The following is a 20436-nucleotide window of genomic DNA, read 5'->3' as shown; positions in this document are numbered from 1 at the left end:
GTGAGCGGAGCCCCGGGGACTTCCGCTGGCGTCGGTGCCTAGCGCAGCTGGAGCAGGGAGAAGGACAGGCCCTGCGTCGTCAGCGTGGGCCGCCCGTTGTCGCCCAGCACGTGCAGCGTCGTGGACGCGGAGCCCTCTCCGAACTCGGTGTAGAGCGTCTGGTTCTCGGTGTGGAAGAGGAAGCTGCTGCCCGAGGTGGCCGGGAACTGGGTGTTCCGCGTCGCCGTCAGCGTGCTGAGATTCAGCGCCCACCACTGCCAGCCGGCGCCGCTCGCGATGCCGCGGGGGTGCGCGCCCTCCTGCACCGGGGCGACGCTCTCATCGAGCACGCGCAGGTACGCCGTGCCCGACGGGCCGGGGACGAGCGAGCCCGCGGTGCCGCCGCCCACGAGCTCCGACAGCGAGCGGTGGAAGCCGGCCTCGAAGGTGCGCGTCTGCAGGTCGAACCGCAGCAGGCACGGCTCCGGCGCCGCGTCGGCCGACACCCGGTGCACCGCCGCGGCGTAGGCCTCCGTCGCGACGTAGACCTTGCGGTCGGGGCCGAGCACGGCGTCGTGCGCGTAGCCGCACCGCTCATCCGTGACGAGGGTCGCCGTGTCCGTCGCCGTGTCGACGGCCACCACGCCCGTCCTCGGGGTGATGCCCACGCCGGCCACGGGACGCCAGCCCACGGGAATGATGAGCTGCCCGTTGTCCGAGACGACCGAGCCCGAGAAGGCCATCTCCGTGCCTTCGAGTTCCAGGTCGCCCAGCGCGATGTTGCCGGTGACGGTCATCTCCGTGGGGTTCCAGATGACCGCCTGCGCGGTGATGCCGTCGAAGAAGTACGCCTTCGTCGCCGACACGAACTGGAAGTTCGCCTGGTACTCGCCCAGCGACATCACGCCCAGGCTGGCGAAGCTCACCGTGCCCGACTGCTCCAGGCCGCCGTCCTCGGTGAGCGAGTAGCGCGTCACGACGGGGCTGTCGTCCGACACCACGTAGACCTGGCCTGACTTGCGGATGCCCACGCCCAGCGCACGGCCGGACACCTTGATGGCGCCGTCCAGCGACAGCCGCGCGGTCTGCTCCGCCTCACGCGTCACCACCACGTAGCTCGCCGCCGGGTCGGCGTTGAGGTCCTGCGTGGTGATGGCGTACAGCGGGCCGGTGTAGTCGTCGCCGGAGTCGTCACAGCCGCCCATCAGGGACAGCGCGAGCGCAGCGGCGGAGAGTCGGAAACCCGAGCGGGCAAACAGATGCTTCATGAATACGGCCTTCCTGTAAGTGGAGTGGGGCGCCGTTTCACCCGGAACGGAGCTGTGGGTTTCAGGTGAAAACGATACGCATTCTCAATTTCAGTGGCTGTTTAGGCGGAATTCATGAAAAGTCAAGAAGCGGGCGGGAGGCCCGCGAGGCTCAGCGGTGGTGTCTGTGGCAGTTGAGCACGTTGAGCCCGCTGGAACCTTTCATCTGATAGGTCATGCTGGAGCTTGGGCTGGATGCGGCCCATTCGATTTCCGGCTGGGCCTGGGTCCAGGCCGTCACTTCGGCCAGCGAATCACAGGCGGAGGGCCACTGCTGGGAGAGCTTGCGATTGAAGTCAATCAATCGCTGGAATGCCTCCTCGGCCTGCTGCTGCTGCGCGGCCACCTCCTCCCGCGTGACGATGGCCACGTCCGCCGGGAAGCTCAGCCGCGTGCTGCCGTCGGCGAAGCGCAGCGCCGCGGCCAGCCGCGCGGTTCGCGCCGTGCGCGTGTCGAGCGTGACTTGGAACGGCAGCTCGGCCATCTCGGGCTCGACCTTCTTCGTGGCATGGCGCCGGGCCGTGTTCCCCTTGCCATCCAGCTCCACCAGGCTGACCTCGACTGGCGGGGGGACGATGCCATCCAGCCGCGCGTCCAGTCCGAGCGTCCCATTGGCGCCCACCTCCAACTGATGGACGAGGGCGGGGGCGTCATCCGCCCTGCGCGTCCCCGCCAGTGACAGCACGTTGCGCGCGTCCCGGATTCCCGCCGGCAGCGGTTCGTCACAGAAGACCCTCAGCGTCGCGGTGAACTCCCGCTTCTGGACGGGGGCGCCCTGGCAATGCAGCTCCGCCTTCACGCGGGACTCCAAGGACGGCACGGAGGACGGCGCGGCGGCGCGGCAGGCCTGGATGGCCGCCGCGGGCTTCCAGAGTGGAAGGTCCACATGGACGCTGGCATTCATGCCCCGGACATCGGGCCGGAGCTGGAGCGGGGCCCCGCCCGCGGGCGCGCCGCGCAGCACGAGCTTCTCCAGCGCGCCCTCGCAGGGCGTCAGCACGGTGGCGCTGGCATAGACGTGGGTGGGGGTGCTTCCTCCGCCCATGACGGTCAGCAGGACATCCGCTTTGACGTAGGCCGTGGCCTGCTTCTGCCCGAGCTCGAACTCGGGCATGGGCATGGGGGGCGCGTGCATGCCGGCATGCTGGGCCTGCCACAAGGAGTAGCGGCTGCGCTCCAACCGCGTCAGACGGTTGACCTGCTCGCGGGTGAGGGGCGTGTCGGGGAACTCCTGCGCCGGGCGTGGGTCGGTCCGGCGGAGGCGCAAATATCGCTCCTCGCTGGCGGTCTTGATGCGAATCGAGAGCGGCTCGTCCCACGTCGGTATCAGGGCGTCGCGCAGGTCCTCCTGGCTGAGGAGGTGGATGGGGTCGCGCGCGAAGGACCGCATCGGCCGTTCGATGCTCAGAATCCGCATGCCGGGCTCGAGCCCCTCCTGGGCGGCGATGCTGCCCGGCAGGACCTTCGTCACCCGGACCTCCTTGTTGACGTTCTGGACGGAGAAGCCCAGGGGCTCGATGGTGACGGAGAGGGGCGCGGCGGTGAGCAGCAGGGCGCTCGCGAGCGCGGATGTCATTGCAGACAGGAACACGTGAATCCTCCTGCCTGTCATTGAAGGGCCTTGCCGGGCTTCCCCGCAAGGCAGGGAGCGTCAAGCCACGGCTCGTGGGCCGCTCAAGGGCAGCACGACGGTGAACGTGGCGCCCTGGCCCGGGGTGCTGGTCACGCTGATGCGGCCTCCCAGGGCCTCCACGAGCTGGCGGGTGATGAAGAGGCCCAGGCCCAGCCCGCCATAGTGGCGGCTGGATACGGCGCGTTCGAAGCGGCCGAAGATGCGCTGCGCGTCTTCCGGCGGAAGGCCGATGCCGTGGTCCTCCACCTCCAGCGTCGCCTGTGTTTCGTCCGAGCGCACGCGCACGTCCACGGGGGCGCCGTGGCCGTACTTGAGCGCGTTGGACAGCAGGTTGGTGAGCACCTGCTCCAGCCGCATCCGGTCCCACTGGCCCGTCACGGGGACGGGCGAATCCACCGTCACCTGGACCCCCGCTGTCCTGGCTTCCGTCTCGAAGCGGCGGACGGCCTCGTGCACCATTTCGTCCAGGTCCACGGGCTCCAGGTTCAGCTCCATCCGGCCGCGCGCCAGCCGGGACACGTCGAGCAGGCTGTCTACCAGGGTCGCCAGGCGCGACGTCTGGCGCTCGCTGGACTGCACCCGCTGCGCGAGCTTCTCCACGTCCAGGGGCCCCTCGCCGCGAAGCTGGCGGTACAGCAACTGGAGCTGGAGCTTGAGGTTGGTGAGGGGCGTGCGCAGCTCGTGCGCGGCGATGCTGAGGAAGTCGTCGCGCACCTGGACGGCGTCGCGGGCCTCGCCGGTCAGCCGCTGTTGCTCCGTGTTGGCGGCCTCGGCCACGGTCCGGGCGCGGACCTGCGAGCGGGTGATGAAGAACAGCAGCAGCGTCACCAGCAGCCCGGCGCCCACGACGGTGCCGGGCTGCCCGGTGGTGCTGGCATCGGTGAAGGCCTGGCGCGCGTTGAACCGCAGCGTCCAGGTCTGGCCGGCCACGGGTATCCTCACGTCCTGCTGGAGGGCGGGGGCACCCCGCGATGCCGGGGAGCTGGACGCATAGAGGAGCGCGTCGTCGCGGACCTCCGTCCCGTCGTACACCTCCAGGTCGATGGTCTCCTGGAAGCCGATGAAGTGCAGCTCGCTCATCAGGTCCTCCATGGCGAGGGGGAGGTAGACGAAGCCGCGCAGATTTTTGGTGGGGGGGCCGGGGGGCTGGGCGTCCTTCGGGCGGATGTACACGGGGATGAAGATGACGATGCCCACGCGGCCCGCGGCGTCCTCCCAGCCTTGGATGAGCCGCACCTTGTGGGTGGCGGCCTGGCGCCTCGTGCCCAGCGCGCGCAGCATCGCTGCCCGGCGGCTGGGCTCGGTGAGCATGTCGAATCCCAGGCCCTGCTGCGTGCGCGCGTCCAGGGGGTTCATCATGACGATGGCGGTGTAGGCCTCGCGTGGGCCCGGGGGCCACACGGGATGGCTTGGCTCCTGCCTGCCGCGGACCTTCGCGTCGTACCGGGCCACGTCCTCTGGCCGAAGCCACCGCGCGAAGCCGATGCCCTCCAGCCCTGGGAAGCCGCGGTTCAGCTCCAGGCTCTCCAGGTAGGCGTCGAACTCCTCCCGGCTCACGAAGCGGCTGCCGGTGAACAGTCCATGCACGCCCTGGAGCAGGGTCTGGTTCAGCTCCAGGCGCTGCTGGAGGCCCAGCACCCCGTCATGGACCGCGCCGTCGAAGCGGCGCAGGCGGCGCTCGTGGATGCTCTGCTGCACATAGGCCGCCGACGCGGCGGTGAGGAGCAGCCCCACCAGGACCACGCAGTAGGCGGCGGCGTTGCGGCGCAGGTGGGAGGAGGAATGCGGTGGCACGGTGGCGGAAGAAGGCTGGAATGGTGTCCACCCGGGGGCCAGTGCCGGACGGTGCTCTTGTAACGTCCTGGCCGGTTCGCGCGTTCGCCAGGTGAATGAGTGGGTGGGATTCCGTTCACCCGGGTACCGGAGGGCCTTGGCATCCGGTAGGGCATGGCAAGCGAGCGAGGGAGGCAGCGTGCGGCACGTCATCGTCGTGGGTGCGGGACCGGGGGGCTTGTCGGCCGCCATCAACCTGGCGGGGCAGGGCTTCCGGGTCACCGTGGTGGAGAAGGACGCGGTGCCCGGGGGGCGGATGAAGGGGCTGACGCTGGGCGCGTCGGGCGAGTACGCGGTGGACACCGGGCCCTCCATCCTCCAACTGCCGGGCGTGCTGGAGCAGATATTCCGGCGCGCGGGCCGGCGGCTGGAGGACTACGTCAAGCTGCTCCCGCTGGACGTCAACACGCGGGTGCACTTCTGGGACGGCACGCACCTGGACACCACCCGGCACCTGGACCGCATGGAGGCGGAGCTGGCGAAGTTCGGCCCGCGGCAGGCGTCCGCGCTGCGCCAATGGATGGAGGACGGGCGGGAGAAGTACGGCATCGCCTACGAGAAGTTCATCTGCACCTCCGCGGACAACCTGGGCTACTACGCGCCGTGGCGGTTGGCGCCCACGCTGCGCTTCAAGCCCTGGCAGACGCTGTACCGGCAGCTGGACGGCTTCTTCCACGATGACCGGGTGACGTACGCCCTGGCGTACCCGTCCAAGTACCTGGGCCTGCACCCCACGACGTGCTCGTCGGTGTTCAGCGTGATTCCCTTCCTGGAGCTGGCCTTCGGCGTCTGGCACGTGGAGGGCGGCTTCCGCGAGCTGTCGCGCGGCATGATGCGCTGCGCGGAGGATTTGGGCGCCACCTTCCGCATGGGCACGCCGGTGGAGAAGGTGCGCGTGGACGCGGGCCGCGCGGTGGGCGTGAAGCTCGTGGGCGGCGAGGTGCTGGAGGCGGACGCGGTGGTGGTGAACGCGGACCTGGCCTATGCGGCGCGGTCGTTGATTCCGGCGGAGGCGCGGGAAGGCTCGCGGCTGACGGACGCGGCGCTGGAGCGGGCGAAGTATTCGTGCAGCACGTTCATGGCGTACTACGGCCTGGACACGGTGTACGCCGACCTTCCGCACCATCTCATCTACCTGTCGGAGTCCGCGCGGCGCACGGACCGTGACGCGCTGGAGGACCGGCACGTCGACCTGGAGGACCCGCCCTTCTACGTGTGCAATCCGGGCGTGACGGACCCGTCCGGCGCGCCGGCGGGCCATTCGACGTTGTACGTGCTGGTGCCCACGCCGAACACGGGACGTCCGGTGGACTGGGCGAAGACGGAGCAGGCGCTGCGCGAGCGCGTTCCCGCCATGCTGGAGAAGGTGGGGCTGAAGGGCGTGCGCGAGCACATCCGCGAAGAGCGCTACTTCACGGCGGAGACGTGGCGGGACGACTTCAATGTGTTCCGGGGCGCGGTGTTCAACCTGTCGCATACGTGGCTGCAGCTGGGGCCGCTGCGGCCCAAGGTGAAGAACCGAGACATCGAAGGGCTGTACTTCGTGGGCGGCGGCACGCATCCGGGGAGCGGCCTGCTGACCATCATGGAGAGCGCGAACATCGCGGCGGACTACCTGACGCGCGAGGCGGGCAGGGGCCCGCTGCCGGGCTGGCCGTATGTGCCGCCGCTGGAGCCGGAGGCGCCCGTTCAAGCTCGCGCGGGGTGAGCGCCGCGCCAGCGGGTGGCGCGCCCACCCGGCAGGCGGGGAAGGGCCGCCCGCATCCGCCGGGCGGGACGGGGACGAAGCTGGCATAGTTGCGAGGCATGCCCTTCTTCATCCCATTCGCGGTGGGTGGCCTGGTGCTGACGGCACTGGGCCTGGGTGTGCGGAAGGTGCTGACGGAGACTGGCGTCACCACGCCAGAAGATGCCCGGCTGGCCCAGGCGCGTGAGCGGCACCGCGGGGCGGTGGCCGCGCTCCGGGCGGACCGCCTCCAGGTCCGCGATGGCGTGGCCTCCCACGGCGCGCTCCAGGCGCGGGTGCACGCGGAGGTGCTGGTGCCCTTCGGCGCGCTGTTGGCGCGGCTGGAGCGCTGGGGGCACGTCCAGGAAGCCGAGCTGCTCGAACCCGAGGCGCTGGAAGCACTGCGCGCGCTCCTGCGCGAATCCCCGTCCCGCGCGGCGCGGCGAAACGGGCCCCTGTTGGGCGCGGGTGTCGAGGTGCCCGCCGAGCTGGAGTCCGTGCTGGCGTGGCTGGACCGGGGCTGGCTGGACGAGGATTCGCCGCCGGTGGTGCTGGATGGGACGCCGCTGTACGCGGCCATCTCGGCCCGCGCCATCCTGTCAGGGAGCGCTCCAGAGGAGGGTGCGCGGGCGCTCGATGAGGCCTCCGCGCTGCTGGCCCGGACGACGGCGTTCCTGGGGGCGCTGCGCACGCGGCTGACGGCGCTGGAGCAGCGGGTGGCGGGACTGCATGGGCGGGCCTCGGCGCAGCTCGCCTACCTGGACGCGGCCAGCTTCGAGGCGGGCGGCGAGGAGCCCCGGGAGCGGCTGACGCGGCTGGCGGTGCTCGTGGGCCAGCTCGCCGTGCTGCTGCGCACGCCAGTGCTGAGCTCGGAGGGGCGTCTCACGCCCATGCTCGCCGCGCGTGCGGAGGACGACGTACCTTCCAACGGCTGATGCGATGGCTCGCCCGCGCTTGAGCACGGGCGAGCCGCCACATCAGACGTAGCGTTCAGCCAACTGCGACACCTGTCCCGTCGCGTGGCTCACGGCCGAGGCCGCCTGCTGCGTGGTGTCCAGGTGCCGCAGCGTGTCCGTCGTCAGCTCATCCAACTCGCGCACCGCCGCGAAGAGCTGGTCCACGCCCGCGTGCTGCTGCGACACGGCCTCCGTAATCTGCCGCACCGCCGCCGCGGATTCCTTGGACAGGCCCGCCAGCTCGCGCAGCCGTTCGCCGCTGTGCCGCAGCGGCTCCAGCGCCTCGGCCACGCCCTCCGCGCCCTGGTCCGACATCGCCGTGGCCTGCTGGGTGGCCGTGGCCATGCTCTCCAGCAGCCCGCGCACCTGGTTGGTGGCCCGGACGGACTGGTCCGCCAGGTCGCGCATCTGCCGCGCCACCACGCCAAAGCCCTTGCCGTGCTCGCCCGCGCGCGTGGCTTCAATCGCCGCGTTGATGGCCAGCATGTGGGACTGGTCCGCCAGCGACTTCACCACCTCCGACACGCGGCCCACCTCGCGGGCGCGTTGCTCCAGGTCGAGCATCTGCTCGTGCAGCCCGGCCGCGATGTCGCGGATGACGGTGAGCCCCTTCTCCGTGCCGGCCAGGGACTCCTCACCCAGCTTGCCCACGGCGGCGGCGCGCTCGGCCACCTGGAGGATGCTGGTGGCACGCGAGTGCGTGACGTGGGACGCCTGCTGGATTTCCTGCGCCGTGGCGCGCGCCTGGTGCAGCGCCACGGCCTGCCGCGACAGCGTCTGGTTCTGCTGGGAGCTGGCCTGTGACAGCCGCTGGCCCGCGTCGGCCAGGTCTCCCGCGGAGGCGCGCAGCGAGCGCGGCATCTCCTGGAGCCGCTGGTACAGCTGCCACGTAGACGCCGCCAGGTCGCCCACTTCATCCGAGGAGACCCACTGTGGCGGCGTGGCGCGGCCCTCCACCAGGGCCTCCAGGGACGCACCCACCGCGCGAGCCCCCCGGGCCAGCCGGCGGGCCGCCCAGGCCGCGGTGAGGATGGAGCCCAGCGCGGCATACCCGCCGAGCACCACCACCGGTTGCACCAGCTCCGCCTCCAGCGGCCGCACCGTGGCCTGCACGCGCTCGGCCGCCGCGGTGTCGCCCTGCGCCGCCAGGTCCGCCGCCAGCGCGCCCATGCCGCGCTCCAGGCGCAGGTGCAGCGTGACGATGCTGGCCAGACAGGTGATGAGCAGCGCGGAGACCACCATCGCGGGCAGCAGCCAGAGCTGGCGCGTGGCGAAGCCCTCACCCGCGGGCTTCGTGCTGGGCGCGCGCTGATAGGCGTCCAGCACCGTGGGCATCATCACCCGTTCGAACAGCATGTACGCCAGCGGGCTGCTGAAGAGGCCCGCGCTCACCGCCACCGCCACGCCCACCATCACCACCGACGCCGGCCGGTCCAGGAGCAGCACCGCGCCGCCGTTGAAGAGGATGCCGCCCAGCGTCCACGACACCATCATCTCCACGAAGGCGATGCTGGAGGGGATGCGAATGAGCCGCTCCACCCGCGTCGTCCCCTGGGCGCTCAGGGCGCGCTTCATCAGCCACGGCATCACCACCAGCGGCTGCACCACCGCGCACAGGCCGAGCACCACCGGGGTGATGATGCCCAGGAAAATCTTGAACTCCCGCGCACCCGACAGGTCGAGCAACTGCATGTCGACGTAGACTGCGGGCGTGAAGGCCACCGTGGTGACGACAGACCGCAGCAGGTAGAGCCGGCGTAGCAGGGCGCCAGGGGTCGGTAGCGAGGAGGTGGCCATCGGGGAAGCGGTGCTCCTGGGTAGCAGTGACCCCAGCGTGCGTCCCGAATTGCTCGCCGTCAATGTCCAGTCCCGTTCCGCCTCATCCAGCGTGTATGGAAATGCGGCGCTTGTCAGAGAGTGGCTGGCATTGAATTCAAGAATTGCTCGTCTCTGCTCTTCGCGCCTGGTTGCCGCTCAGGCGAGCGGCCCTGGGGCGCCTGCGCGGCCTTTCTGGAATGCCCACACTCTGACTCGAACGCGCTGTCTGTTGTGAAAGGAGACCCGTCATGGGCGAGTGGACCGACAAGGCCAAGGGCAAGGTCAAGGAAGTGGTCGGCGTCGCGAGCGGCGACCGTGAGCTGGAGGCCGAGGGCAAGCGTGACTCCGCCAAGGGCGCCATCAAGGGCAAGATTGAGGACGCCAAGCGCGCCATCAAGGACGCGGTCGACTCCGACAAGCCGCGCCGGGGAGAGCCCTAGCCGTCCTTCCCGGCTCCTGCCGGGTGCATGCATGTGAATGATTCGGGCCGCGAGGAAGCCTTCCTCGCGGCTCGTTTCATTTCGAGGTGAGGACCAGGATTCCACGTTCCTTCCGTATTGGGTGCTGGACGGCATTCCATGCCGTCGCAGACCCGAACGAGGGGGAACTGCTCCATGTATGTGTCGCGAGATTCGTCGTTGAGAGGAGACGTGTGTCCGCCCGGGGCACACGCGCCCGCCAGAAGTCGGCGTCCGCGCTGGCTCCAGGGCGTGGTGGCCGTGTTGGCGCTCTGGGGCTGCGGTGAGCCCGCGCCCGAGGGTACTCCGCCGCTCGCTGAACCCGTCGTCACCCGGACCGCCGAGGACGGCCTTGCCTGCACACCGGACGACATCGCGACCGGTGACTGGACGTGTACCGGCGGCTTCACCTACAGCCTGGAGTGTTACGGGCGGCAGACGAGCGCGGCCTGTGGCGTGGACACGAGCCAGAAGACGTGTACGTCCTACGACACGTGCCGGCACGCGGACTTCGGCTTCACGTTGGGCGTGCACCAGGCCGTGCTGGGGTTGGGCACACGGCCCGGCGCCTCGTGCGAAGCCGCCGCCCAGGGCTACATGACCGCGAATGCGCCCGCGTCCACGTGGGGGGGCATCACCTGGACCTGGTACATCGGTGGCAGGCCCCCGGGGGGCGGTACCTCGGAATCCATGCTCACGGGAGGCGGAGCCCTCGAGCGCGCGGCGCCGGGCGTGGGCGAGGAGTACTGCTACATCACCTACGCCAACTACCCGGTGCAGCACATGGGCACGGGACCGCAGTGCGGCACGGTGGAGTCGTCCTGCACGGTGGCCTGCCTCAACCCCCAGACGTGCCGGGTGAATGGCGCCTGGGTCACCGACGCGGCGCAATGCGGAACGATGACGGGCCCCTGCGGCCCTGGCAGTGGCGCGCCGCTCAACGGCACCTGCCGCGATGTCAGCCACGGCGTGGCGCCGGACGCGGAGTGCGGCGCGGGCTTCGTGGAGGGCCAGGCGCCCGCTACCGCTACCCAGGCGCAGGCGCAGGCGCAGGCGCAATGGGAGGCCTCTGGGAGCCGCGGCGCGCCCGTCTATGACGCGCCCATCCTGTGCTCGGAGTGCCGCAGCACCTTCTCGCTGACCGCGCAGGAGGTGAACCGGCGCGTGTACGCGACGGTGGCCATGTCCCGGCCGGACCCCCGGCTGCACCTGCAGGCGGGCGTGGCGTACTTCCTGGCCCGTGACAACCCGGCGCTCTCGCAGGCCGAGCTGACGGCGGCGCTCAACGCCGTCTCCACCGCGTTGAACGTCTATCCCTTCAACCCGGCGAAGGACGGCTCCGGCCCGCGGGTGCGGACGATGATTCGCATCCTCGCGCGGGCCCAGCCGTACGTGGCCACGACGACGGTGGCGGGCAGGGCGCTGCGGGCCTATTCGCAGGCGCTGCTGGGCAGCATGCACAATGGCCCGAGCCTGGAGCGTGACCTCGTCACCGCCCACTCGCTGGTGGAGCGCTACGGGGACGTGGAGGTCTTCTCCGAGGAGACCTGGGGGCGGCTGCATGACCTGGCCCAGGGCAACGTCGCGCTGGCGGCGGTGGTGAATGGCAGTGGCATTGGCGCGGGCGTGGGCGTCCACACCACGCAGACCGCGGCGCAGATGCTGGCCATCCAGCCCATGGGCCCCCTGGCGGGCTTCGTGCTGCCCCGGCTGGCGAACGACGGGAGCCTGTCGGCCACGAAGGCGGACGCGCGAGGCTTCATCCTGACGGCGTCCACCGCGGGCCTGTCCGCGGCGCAGCAGTACTCCGACATGCTCAACAACCTGAACGTCGCCGAGCAGGCGTACCGCGCCTCCATCGCGCTGAAGAAGCCCGGGCAGACGCTGGCGCTGGCGGAGGGCGGCGCGGCCGAGGCGTCCCTGTCCGGCACGCCGACGGCCGAGGAGGCGGCGCTCCAGGCGGCCATCGACGCGGCGAGGGCGCGGGGCACCCAGCTCAAGGACCAGCTCAACGGCGTGCGCGAAGGTGTGACGGGCGGCCTGGGGCTGGTGGCCGAGCTGTTCAAGAAGGACGGCGAGACGCAGTTCGCCGCGGACATCGTGAGGTTCGCCAGCGCGCTGAACACGACGCTGGAGGCGGTGGCGAAGTACGCGGAGAGCTCCGTCAAGATCGCGGAGAAGGTCTCCAGCTTCCTCGACCTGGGCATGAAGGGCTTCGAGATTGTCAGCGGCGCCATCTTCACCGGGCAGCTCATTGGCGCCGCCTTCCAGCTCTTCTCCCTGCTGCGCGGGGCGGCCCAGCCGCCCATCGAGCAGACCATCCTCGAGGAGCTCCGCAAGCTCCATCAGTTCGTGGAGCAGATGCAGTCGCGGATGTTCACCCGGTTCGATCGGGTGGACCGCAAGCTCAATGACATCCACCGCGACATGCAGGCCCGCTTCGACCTGGTGGACTGGGAGCTGGGCCGGGTGAACCAGAACGTGGAGGAGGTGCAGGCGTCCTTGCACTCGCTGCATGTCGGGCTGAACCGCGTGGACCAGAACATGTACGAGTACTTCACCGACACGAAGAACGACGCCTTCGAGCTGGCGGCCTGGTCCTACCTGGACTGGAACGAGCGTCACTCCACGCCCATGCTCTACGCTGACTTCACGCTGGCGGAGAACCAGTTCTCCAAGTGGGGCGCGGTGGACGCGCATAACTCCACCATCCTCGCGGGCATCGACGGGCGCGGCTCCAACCCGGACGTCAGCCCCGCGGACGAGCTGTCCAGTCACAAGCTCTCCTACAACATCAACTACCTGCGTGAGTTCCCTGTCCAACTGGGGCTGCCCATGCTGCACGGCGAGCGCATCTCCAGCCCGAAGGACTGGATGTCCGGCGCGGAGGCCTACGCGCAGCTCTTCGAGGAGCAGCCGGTGCTCGGCGGGCAGATGGTCTCCTCGCGCCACAGCAGCCTCATCACCGCGGGCACGCAGCTGGACACCGCGCTGCGCAACCTCGGCAAGCCGTTGTTCGCCGGCATCCACGCGCGCTACCTGGGGGACTGGGCGTGGATGAAGGCCCTCCTCGAGCAGGCGGAGTCCGACTGGCGGCACAGCCCCGCCCGCGGCCTGCACGGCATCGACCTGTGGGGTGGTCCGGACCAGGAGCCGGCGGCGCACTACCTGAAGCCAGGTGAGAAGCCCATCGTCCCCTGCGGCGGCGGCGACTGGGGGGACTACAACGAGGACGGCGCGCCGGACTACCTCGGCGTGAACCCGGCCCGCTGGAACCACGACGTGCTGCGCCCGCTGCTCATCGCGGACAACCTGAACGTGGACCAGGCCACCATCGACCTGTGCGGCGAAGGAAGCTGGCAGCTCTACTCGGAGGTCTTCACGGGCTTCGGGGGCCTGTACGAGCGCAAGTACCGGCTGGAGTCCACGGTGTATGTCCGCTACACCTACTGGGACACCGCGACGAACACGTCGAAGTCCGAGCGCGTGTTCACGCACCGCTTCACCGGCGGCCATGATTTCGTCACCCTGGTGCGCGGGGTGGACCGGCCCACCTACAACCCGAACACCGAGCAGAATCCCCAGGAGTGGATGGCGAAGCGGTGGGGCTACGTCTCGCAGAACATCGCGTCGTTCGACTACGCCTGGGCCAATGACTTCCGCGCCGCCGTCCGCACCCGGATGGTGGACGTGCTGAAGAACCAGCAGCGCCAGTTCTACGGCCACGTCGCCACGCGCATGGGCCAGGCGGGAGACGCGCTGCAGGTCCAGGCGAAGCGGATGACGGGCACGCGGCTCTTGTGGCAGTCCTACGCGGCGCTGGCGCTGCCACTGTCGCTGGACCACGACGAGTACCTGCGCGGTCTGCTGTACGGCGAGGACGCGGTGCTGTCGGGCTACGACACGCCGCAGGACGTGGAAGTCACCCCGGTGATGAACGACGTGATGGACATGTACATGTTGTTCAGCGCCCCGAACGCGCAGCCGGCCCACAACATCCTGGCGGACCTGCACCCGGCGGTGACGACGCGTGCCGACCGGCTGAAGGCCGCCATCGACGCGTCCCTGGATGCCCAGGCCGAGGCCGGAGGCCCCGAGGCGAGCGCCTGGGTGGAGCCGACGCTGCTGCGGCTGCGGCTCAGCGTCCCGCAGTGACGCTCACGCGGTGACATGACCTGAGGTGGCGCGGGCCGCGGGGGACCTTCCTCCGCGGCCCGTGCCGTTGCTACCGCTTCGCCACCGGCGGGCACGCGACCTCGAGGAACGTCGTCGTCTTCCCGCTCAGCATGACCCACAGGCAGCGCAGCACGCAGCCCGTCCCGAACTCCCGGTAGATGAGCCCCAGGTTGGCGACCACCTCTCGTCCGGTGATGACCCCGCGCATTGGCACTTCCCCCTTCTTCAGCGTTCCGCCCGACCCCGCCACCCACCCCGCCTGTCGCTGCCCGCCCGGACCCCTCTGCAAAGCATCGGCCGTGCCACGCTCGGACCTTCTGTCGGACTTCGAACATGCCAAGCAGGCCAAGCCTCGTGAAGGACGCCTGCTCTCCCTTCTTCTCGGTGGGTACGGCCGCCGGGTTGCTGGAGATTTTTCAGGGAGCCGCTCCTCGGCACCTCTGCACACCGCGGGGTGTTCCCTGGGCGGAGGTGGGCCTGTTCCGGAGGCCTGCCCGGTCGCGGACTTTGCGACACGCCGAGCCCGGTGGCGCCTGGCGCGCGGCGCCTGAATCTTCGAGGTGTGGATGACGCGAGGCTCCGCGTGGCCGTCCACGGAGCGGTGGAGCAACCGGATGCCTCCGGGATGCTGCAAGGCGTCACCTTCACCGCTACACGCACACTCACAAGGTGAGTCGGGTGGAAGGGAAGGAGGGATGGAGATGAGGTCGTCACAGCTTTCGAGGCCGGCATTGCCGCTGCTCCCTCCAGGGCTCGCCCGGGGGCAGCGGGGCGTGTCGCGCCTGGTGGTGGGAACGGATTTCTCGCTGCGCTCCGAGTTCGCGCTGGCGCGCGCGCTGCGCCTTCCGCTGGCGCACGGGAGTGTCTTCTGCGTGCTGCACGTGGCCTCCGTCCTGGACGGGCAGGAGGGGCCGGGTGGGACGCTGTCGGGTGCACGCTGCCTGCGAAAGGCGGTGAGCTCCGTGTGCAGGCGGCTGCGCAACCGCGTGGACATCGACGTGCGCGAGGAGCTCGGGCGAGGGGACCCGGTGGAGGTGGCGTCGGCCGTGGCGCGGATGTCGGGCGCGGAGCTGGTGGTGCTGGGGCGTCCCCATGTGACGTACCCGGTGCGTGCGCTGGCCGAGGATTCGACGGTGCGGCGCATGGTGCGCCAGCTGGGCGTCTCCGTGCTGGTGGTGGTGCCGCACCCGGTCCGGCCCTACGGCAGGCCCCTGGTGGCGGTGGACTTCTCACGCGAGTCGCGCAGGGCGCTGGAGCTGACCTTGCGCTTGTGCCCGGCGCCCGCGCGGGTGGATGTGCTGCACGTGGTGGACACGGCGGCGCAGGAGGCGGAGCTGCGCCGCGACCAGGCGCCGGCCGAGCGGTGGCTGCTGCTGCGGCAGGAGCGGGAGTATCAGGCGCGGGTGGCGCTTGGCCGCTTCCTCGCGCCCTACCGGGAGGCGGGCCGCGAGCTGGAGGTGAGGGTGCGCTGCGGCGAGCCGGCCGAAGAGGGCATCCTGGCGGAGGCGTTGGAGCGGGGCTCGGACCTGCTGGCGCTGGCCATGTCCGCCGTGGAGGCGCGCACGCCGCTGACGGAGCAGGTGCTGGCGCGCGCGGGCTGCGACGTGTTGGTGTCGCGTCACCTTTCGCCCGCATCCTGAAGCAGGAGGGCACGCTCCGCGTTATGAACGCGGACCGTGTCTCCTCGTCCTACAACAGCCCCTGCCGCCCCGGTGTCGCTCAAGGCCCGCTTCCAGAACGCGGGCAGCCTCTTCAAGCAGCTGCCGGGGACCTTCCGGCTCTTCTGGCAGGCCAGCCCGCGCGGCGCGGTGGTGCTGGGCGCGCTGACGCTGGTGGCGGCGCTGTTGCCGGCGGCCATCGCCTGGGTGGGCAAGCTCATCGTGGACTCGGTGGTGGCGGCGGCGCAGGGCTCGGTGGAGGCCCGCTCGCGGGTGTACGGGCTGGTGGGGTTGGAGTTCGGGTTGATGCTGGGCTCGGCGGTGGTGGACCGCGGGCTGACGCTGACGCGCGAGCTGCTTCGCGCCAACCTGGGGAACCTGCTCAATGAGCGCATCCTCCAGAAGGCGCTGGCGCTGGAGCTGCATCACTTCGAGGACTCGGCCACCTACGACAAGATGCAGAACGCGCGGCGCGAGGCGAACAGCCGGCCGCTGTCGCTGGTGACGCAGGCGTTCTCCATCGTCCGCAACACCATCACCCTGGGCACCTTCGCCGCGTTGTTGGTGGCGCTGTCGCCGTGGAGCGTGGTGGTGCTGGTGGCCGCGTCGGTGCCGGCCTTCATCGCCGAGGCGCGGCTGGCCATGGCGGGCTTTCGGCTCTACTCGTGGCGCGCGCCCGAGGGACGCAAGCTGAACTACCTGGAGTGGATTCTCACGCGTGACAGCCACGTGAAGGAGGTGAAGCTCTTCGGGTTGGGGTCGCTCGTGCTGGGGCGCTACCGCACGCTCTTCCAGAAGTTCTTCGCGGAGGACCGGGCGCTGGCCTTCCGGCGGATGGCCTGGGGGCTGGGACTGGGCATCCTCTCATTGGGCGCCTTCTACGGCTGCTACCTGCTGGTGGCGGGCCGCGCGGCGAGCGGGACGATTACCGTGGGCGACATGGTGCTGTACCTGAGCGTGTTCCGTCAGGGGCAGGCGGCGTTCCAGGGCATCCTGACCAGCGTGGGCTCCATGTACGAGGACGCGCTCTTCATGAGCAACCTGTTCGCGTACCTGGACATCCCCACCGGCGGCGAGGCGACGCGGGTGCTGCCACCGCTCTCTCCGCCGCGTGGGCACGACAGCGCCATCGAGCTGCGCGACGTGTCCTTCCGTTATCCGGGGAAGGATGCGTGGGCGCTGAAGAACGTGTCGCTGACGCTGAAGCCGGGACAGAAGCTGGCGCTGGTGGGAGAGAACGGGGCGGGGAAGAGCACGTTGGTGAAGTTGCTCCTGCGCCTGTACGAGCCGGTGGACGGCGACATCTTCTACGGTGGCGTCAACCTGAAGGACATGGACGTGGAGGACCTGCGCAGCCGCTTCGGAGCGGTGTTCCAGGACTTCGTGCGCTACCAGTTCAACGTGGCGGAGAACATCGGCCTGGGGCACGTGCCGGCGCTGGAGGACCGGAACCGCATCGAGAAGGCGGCCGAGGAGGGCGGGGCCAGCGGTGTGATTACGGCGCTGCCACAGCAGTACGACACGATGCTGGGCGGCTGGTTCGAGAAGGGACAGGAGCTGTCGGCGGGGCAGTGGCAGAAGCTGGCGGTGGCGCGGGCCTTCATGCGCGACGACGCGGAGGTGCTGATTCTGGACGAGCCCACGGCCAGCATCGACGCGGAGGCGGAGCACGCGCTGTTCGAGCGCTTCCAGGCGCTGGCGGCGGACCGGATTGCGATTGTGATTTCGCACCGCTTCTCCACGGTGCGCATGGCGGACCAGATTGCCGTGCTCCACAACGGGCAGGTGGACGAGCTGGGCAGCCACGACGAGCTGATGGCGAAGGACGGCCGCTACGCGCACCTGTTCCGGTTGCAGGCGCGCGGCTATCGGGACTGAGCGTCAGGCGCGCTCGCCACGCAGGCGTGCGATTTCCGCCCGAGCCTCGGCGAGCTGGCGCTCGGCGTCCTCACGGCGCTGGGTTTCCTCGGCTCGCAGACGGGACTCCTCCGCGAGTTGCTGCACGAGCTCCGCGCGGCTGGCCTCGAAATGGAAAACGCCTTCCGGCGGGTTCGCCTCTGAAACGGGGAATTCAGACGGAAGGCTGTCGACGATGCGCTGACGCTCCTCAGGGGAGAGTGCGTCCCATATCTCCTGGGGCGGCGAGCGCGGGTCATCCGGGGCGACGTGGTAGGGCTCGAAGGGCATGAGGTCGTGCATGAGAGTAGGCCGCGCCGCCACAAGGGCCAAGTGGCAGGCAAGGCAGCGGTCATGCCATTGCTGGGCGCGTGAGAATTCTCGGAGGGTGATGGTCTCCGTGGCGCTCGAGTTTCGTGCGCGCATGTCACTGACTCATGGCAGGTTCTCTCGCCATGTCGCGTGCTCAAGCTCCGAAGAAGCTCGATGTCGCTGCGTTGATGAAGAAGGCGGACAGTCTGCTGGACGAGATGCCGCCGCAGCTGGACCAGGCGATTCCGTTGCTGCGTGAAGTCGTGGCGGCGGAGCCCGAGCATCTGCTGGGACTCCACTCCCTGAGCTGGTCCTTGGACCCGACGCGGCGCATGGAGCCGCACCGTTGGGAGCAGGAGTTGAAGGCCGAGCACTGGCGGCTGCGCGACCGCATCCTCGAGCTGACGCGAGGAACGAAGCCCGGCGGCGCGCTGACGCTCGCCCATCGTGCACGTTCGCTGGCCCTGAGCCAGTGGGCGGAGGACCTGGTGCGGCGCAAGCCGACCGTGGCACAGCTCGACGAGGCGGAGGCCGCGCTGGACGAGGCCAACAGCCTGCGGGAGCTCGCCGACCACCAGCGTGGACGCCGTGGGCTCGAGGCCTGGCGCGCATTGACGCAAGACAAGCCGGAGAAGGGCTACCGCGAGTTGCTCTCCAAGGTGGCGGAGTCCCCCGGCATGTGCGCCCAGGGCGCGATGGGCGATGACGACTCGCTCAACTTCCAGGGGCTGGAGGGCGCCTTCTCCGATGAGGGTTTCCTGGCCTGGCTGCGGAAGCAGAAGCCCGCGGCACGTCCCGCGGGGAAGAAGGGCAAGGACCTGGATGCCGGGCTCCTGCTCGCGGCGGGGTTGGATGCGAAGCCGTTCTTCGGCCCTGGCTTCAAAGGGAACAGCCGCACGGGCCGGGTGCTGGCCTTGGTCGCGCTGGGGGCGGCCCTGGAGGCGAAGGATTCCAGCAAGCACAGCGTGCTCCACCTGGCCGCGATGGTGGATGACGCGGCGCTGGTGATGGAGTTGCTCCGCCTGGGCGTCGCCGCCGACGGGGTTGATTCGAAGAAGTCCACACCACTGCATGTCGCGGCCGAGCACGGCAGCGTGTCCTGCATCGCCCCGCTGGCGAAAGGTGGTGTGCCCGTGGATGCGCTCGATGCGTCAGGGCGGACGGCGCTCTTCGAAGCGCGTCAGGCCGACGTGGCCCAGGCGCTCATCGACGCGGGAGCGAATCCCAATGTGGGCAAGGGCTGGATGCCGCTGCACCAGCACGCACGCTTCAAGGAGCGAGGCCCTGTCATCGAGGTACTGCTCAAGGCGGGGGCGGATGTCTCGCTGAAGAACGGCAGCGGCCAGACACCCGTGCAGGAGGCGATTGAGCACAAGAACGCGTCCCTCGCCCAGCTCATGGGAGCCAAGGCTTCCTCGGGCAAGGCCGGCGCGTTGGACGTGCAGCCGCTGCTGGAGGCGCTGGAGCGTCAGCGCAAGACGCTGCTCAAGGCCTGGTACTTCGAGGACAAGAGCGTGGACGGCGTCGAACAGGTCCTGAAGGGGCTCGCGCTGCAAGGTGCCACGTCATGGGACCAGCTCGCGGCCGCGCTCCAGGGCGAGTTCCCCTGGACGGCCATGGCGGTGGTGCAGCTCGCGCGGGACGTGCTGCCGGCCGAGGAGAAGACGCCTCGTCTGTCCAAGCTGCCGCGCTTCGTGCGCGGGGACCTCGTGGTGAAGGGCGACGTGCACGTCGACGGGCCGCTGCTCGTGACGGGAGACCTCACGGTGGAAGGCGTGCTGCGCAACGCGGGGATGGAAGGGATGCTGGTGGTGGGCGGCACGCTGCGCGCCACCGGTGTGGACACGGACGGCGAGGTCGTCGTGGGCAAGGACCTGGGCGCGCAGGTGGTGTGGGGCCACGGCAACGACGCTTCGCTCCGGGTCGGCGGCGTGCTGAAGGCGGACGTGGTCATCGCGGACGACCACGACATCCAGGCCAAGGTGAAGGCGAAGCACCACTACGAGAACGGCGAGTTCGACGCTTCGGACGCGGCGCTCAAGAAGGTCTTCGTCGCGAAGGCCTTCGCCAGGTCAGAGCTGGACCGGGACAAGCTGTTCAACGTGCTCCGTAAGGGTGGGGGCGTACAGGTGTAGGCGCGCCCCTGGGGTCCGGGCCTGGGGCTTCCGTTTGGAGGACGTCCTCCAACAGGTGGAGCTCTGGAGCATGCGCGGGAGGGCGAACAGGTGCCCTTTAACGCTGTCACGGCGAGCCGCCAGCGCACATGCCCAGTGAGGGTTCGGCACGGGCTTTGTTCCGGTTCCTGTCGTCGCCCGTCTCGAATCCTTGAGCGGCGTCAGGCCTGGGGCAGGTGGTCCCGCACCACGCCGAGCCAGTACTCTTTTCCATAGTACTGGCTCATCTTCCCGATGAGCTTGCCCTCGCGGAACAGCAGGAACGTGGGGATGCCGAAGAGTCCGAAGCGCTTGGCCAGGTCCTCGTACTGGTACGCGTTCACCTTGACGACGCGCATCGGAGCGTCATCCAGCTCCGCCAGCAGCGCGGGCTCGGCCGCCGCGTAGATTTCGCAGTTCGGGCAGCCGTCACCCCAGAAGTCCACGACCACCAGCTCGCCCTTGGGTTCCAGGACCAGTTGGTCGAAGTTCTCCGCCGTCCCCTCGTAGCTCACGGGATGTGCCATGGCC

14 protein-coding genes are annotated in these 20436 nt (G+C 69.8%); 7 read left to right on the top strand and 7 right to left on the bottom strand.

Going from position 1 to position 20436, the window contains the following annotated elements; translation table 11 throughout:
• Positions 1-38 precede the first annotated feature (38 nt).
• The 3 genes from BHS09_RS35690 to BHS09_RS35680 form a co-directional block, all read right to left on the bottom strand.
• Positions 39-1247, bottom strand: a complete 1209-nt coding sequence (locus tag BHS09_RS35690) for an MxcI protein (protein ID WP_140800285.1) — start codon at positions 1245-1247, stop codon at positions 39-41.
• 151 nt (positions 1248-1398) lie between these two features.
• Positions 1399-2877, bottom strand: a complete 1479-nt coding sequence (locus BHS09_RS35685) for a PDZ domain-containing protein (protein ID WP_140800284.1) — start codon at positions 2875-2877, stop codon at positions 1399-1401.
• A gap of 60 nt (positions 2878-2937) precedes the next feature.
• Positions 2938-4713, bottom strand: a complete 1776-nt coding sequence (locus tag BHS09_RS35680; protein ID WP_140800283.1) for a CHASE domain-containing protein — start codon at positions 4711-4713, stop codon at positions 2938-2940.
• Positions 4714-4891: 178 nt separating this feature from the next.
• On the opposite strand from BHS09_RS35680, the gene BHS09_RS35675 reads away from it, so the two are divergent.
• Both BHS09_RS35675 and BHS09_RS35670 read left to right on the top strand, forming a co-directional pair.
• On the top strand, positions 4892-6460 hold the full coding sequence (locus tag BHS09_RS35675; protein ID WP_140795813.1) for a phytoene desaturase family protein: 1569 nt from the start codon (positions 4892-4894) through the stop codon (positions 6458-6460).
• 98 nt (positions 6461-6558) lie between these two features.
• A complete protein-coding gene (locus BHS09_RS35670; RefSeq protein WP_237077785.1) occupies positions 6559-7413 on the top strand; it encodes a hypothetical protein in 855 nt (284 codons plus the stop codon).
• 42 nt (positions 7414-7455) lie between these two features.
• Here the strand turns inward: BHS09_RS35670 and BHS09_RS35665 are convergent, their stop codons facing one another.
• A complete protein-coding gene (locus BHS09_RS35665; RefSeq protein WP_140795811.1) occupies positions 7456-9231 on the bottom strand; it encodes a methyl-accepting chemotaxis protein in 1776 nt (591 codons plus the stop codon).
• 269 nt (positions 9232-9500) lie between these two features.
• On the opposite strand from BHS09_RS35665, the gene BHS09_RS35660 reads away from it, so the two are divergent.
• Together BHS09_RS35660 and BHS09_RS35655 are read left to right on the top strand one after the other, a co-directional pair.
• Positions 9501-9692: a CsbD family protein gene (locus BHS09_RS35660; protein ID WP_140795810.1), complete on the top strand. Its 192-nt coding sequence runs from the start codon at positions 9501-9503 to the stop codon at positions 9690-9692.
• A gap of 270 nt (positions 9693-9962) precedes the next feature.
• On the top strand, positions 9963-13865 hold the full coding sequence (locus BHS09_RS35655; RefSeq protein WP_237080032.1) for a hypothetical protein: 3903 nt from the start codon (positions 9963-9965) through the stop codon (positions 13863-13865).
• A gap of 70 nt (positions 13866-13935) precedes the next feature.
• Here BHS09_RS35655 and BHS09_RS38950 read toward each other — a convergent pair whose 3' ends face one another.
• Positions 13936-14094 (bottom strand): hypothetical protein, encoded by a 159-nt coding sequence (locus tag BHS09_RS38950; protein ID WP_167371045.1) that lies wholly within the window; start codon positions 14092-14094, stop codon positions 13936-13938.
• 352 nt (positions 14095-14446) lie between these two features.
• Between BHS09_RS38950 and BHS09_RS35650 the strand changes: the two genes are divergently transcribed.
• The gene (locus BHS09_RS35650; protein WP_140795808.1) at positions 14447-15526 is read left to right on the top strand and encodes a universal stress protein; all 1080 of its coding nucleotides are present in this window, start codon (positions 14447-14449) and stop codon (positions 15524-15526) included.
• A gap of 72 nt (positions 15527-15598) precedes the next feature.
• Complete coding sequence (locus BHS09_RS35645) at positions 15599-17422, top strand: ABC transporter ATP-binding protein (protein ID WP_140796727.1); 1824 nt, start codon at positions 15599-15601, stop codon at positions 17420-17422.
• A 3-nt stretch (positions 17423-17425) separates the two neighbouring features.
• Here BHS09_RS35645 and BHS09_RS35640 read toward each other — a convergent pair whose 3' ends face one another.
• Entirely contained in the window at positions 17426-17743 is a 318-nt protein-coding gene (locus BHS09_RS35640; RefSeq protein ID WP_174260616.1) for a hypothetical protein, read from the bottom strand.
• Positions 17744-17877: 134 nt separating this feature from the next.
• On the opposite strand from BHS09_RS35640, the gene BHS09_RS35635 reads away from it, so the two are divergent.
• Positions 17878-19887 carry an ankyrin repeat domain-containing protein gene (locus BHS09_RS35635; RefSeq protein WP_140800281.1) on the top strand — a complete coding sequence of 670 codons (2010 nt, stop codon included), beginning with the start codon at positions 17878-17880 and terminating at the stop codon, positions 19885-19887.
• A gap of 200 nt (positions 19888-20087) precedes the next feature.
• Here BHS09_RS35635 and BHS09_RS35630 read toward each other — a convergent pair whose 3' ends face one another.
• On the bottom strand, positions 20088-20432 hold the full coding sequence (locus BHS09_RS35630) for a thioredoxin family protein (protein WP_140795806.1): 345 nt from the start codon (positions 20430-20432) through the stop codon (positions 20088-20090).
• Positions 20433-20436 lie beyond the last annotated feature (4 nt).

Source organism: Myxococcus xanthus (genome assembly GCF_006402735.1).
GTDB lineage: Bacteria > Myxococcota > Myxococcia > Myxococcales > Myxococcaceae > Myxococcus > Myxococcus xanthus_A.
The sequence above is the reverse complement of the archived record's forward strand: the minus strand, read 5'-3'. Positions and strand labels throughout refer to the sequence as shown.

What these genes read in the sequence shown, in the direction of transcription:
- BHS09_RS35690 (WP_140800285.1), bottom strand. Translation starts at nt 1,247, where the DNA reads ATGAAGCATCTGTTTGCCCGCTCGGGTTTCCGACTCTCCGCCGCTGCG.
- BHS09_RS35670 (WP_237077785.1), top strand. Translation starts at nt 6,559, where the DNA reads ATGCCCTTCTTCATCCCATTCGCGGTGGGTGGCCTGGTGCTGACGGCA.
- BHS09_RS35665 (WP_140795811.1), bottom strand. Translation starts at nt 9,231, where the DNA reads ATGGCCACCTCCTCGCTACCGACCCCTGGCGCCCTGCTACGCCGGCTC.
- BHS09_RS35660 (WP_140795810.1), top strand. Translation starts at nt 9,501, where the DNA reads ATGGGCGAGTGGACCGACAAGGCCAAGGGCAAGGTCAAGGAAGTGGTC.
- BHS09_RS38950 (WP_167371045.1), bottom strand. Translation starts at nt 14,094, where the DNA reads ATGCGCGGGGTCATCACCGGACGAGAGGTGGTCGCCAACCTGGGGCTC.
- BHS09_RS35640 (WP_174260616.1), bottom strand. Translation starts at nt 17,743, where the DNA reads ATGCACGACCTCATGCCCTTCGAGCCCTACCACGTCGCCCCGGATGAC.
- BHS09_RS35635 (WP_140800281.1), top strand. Translation starts at nt 17,878, where the DNA reads ATGGCAGGTTCTCTCGCCATGTCGCGTGCTCAAGCTCCGAAGAAGCTC.
- BHS09_RS35630 (WP_140795806.1), bottom strand. Translation starts at nt 20,432, where the DNA reads ATGGCACATCCCGTGAGCTACGAGGGGACGGCGGAGAACTTCGACCAA.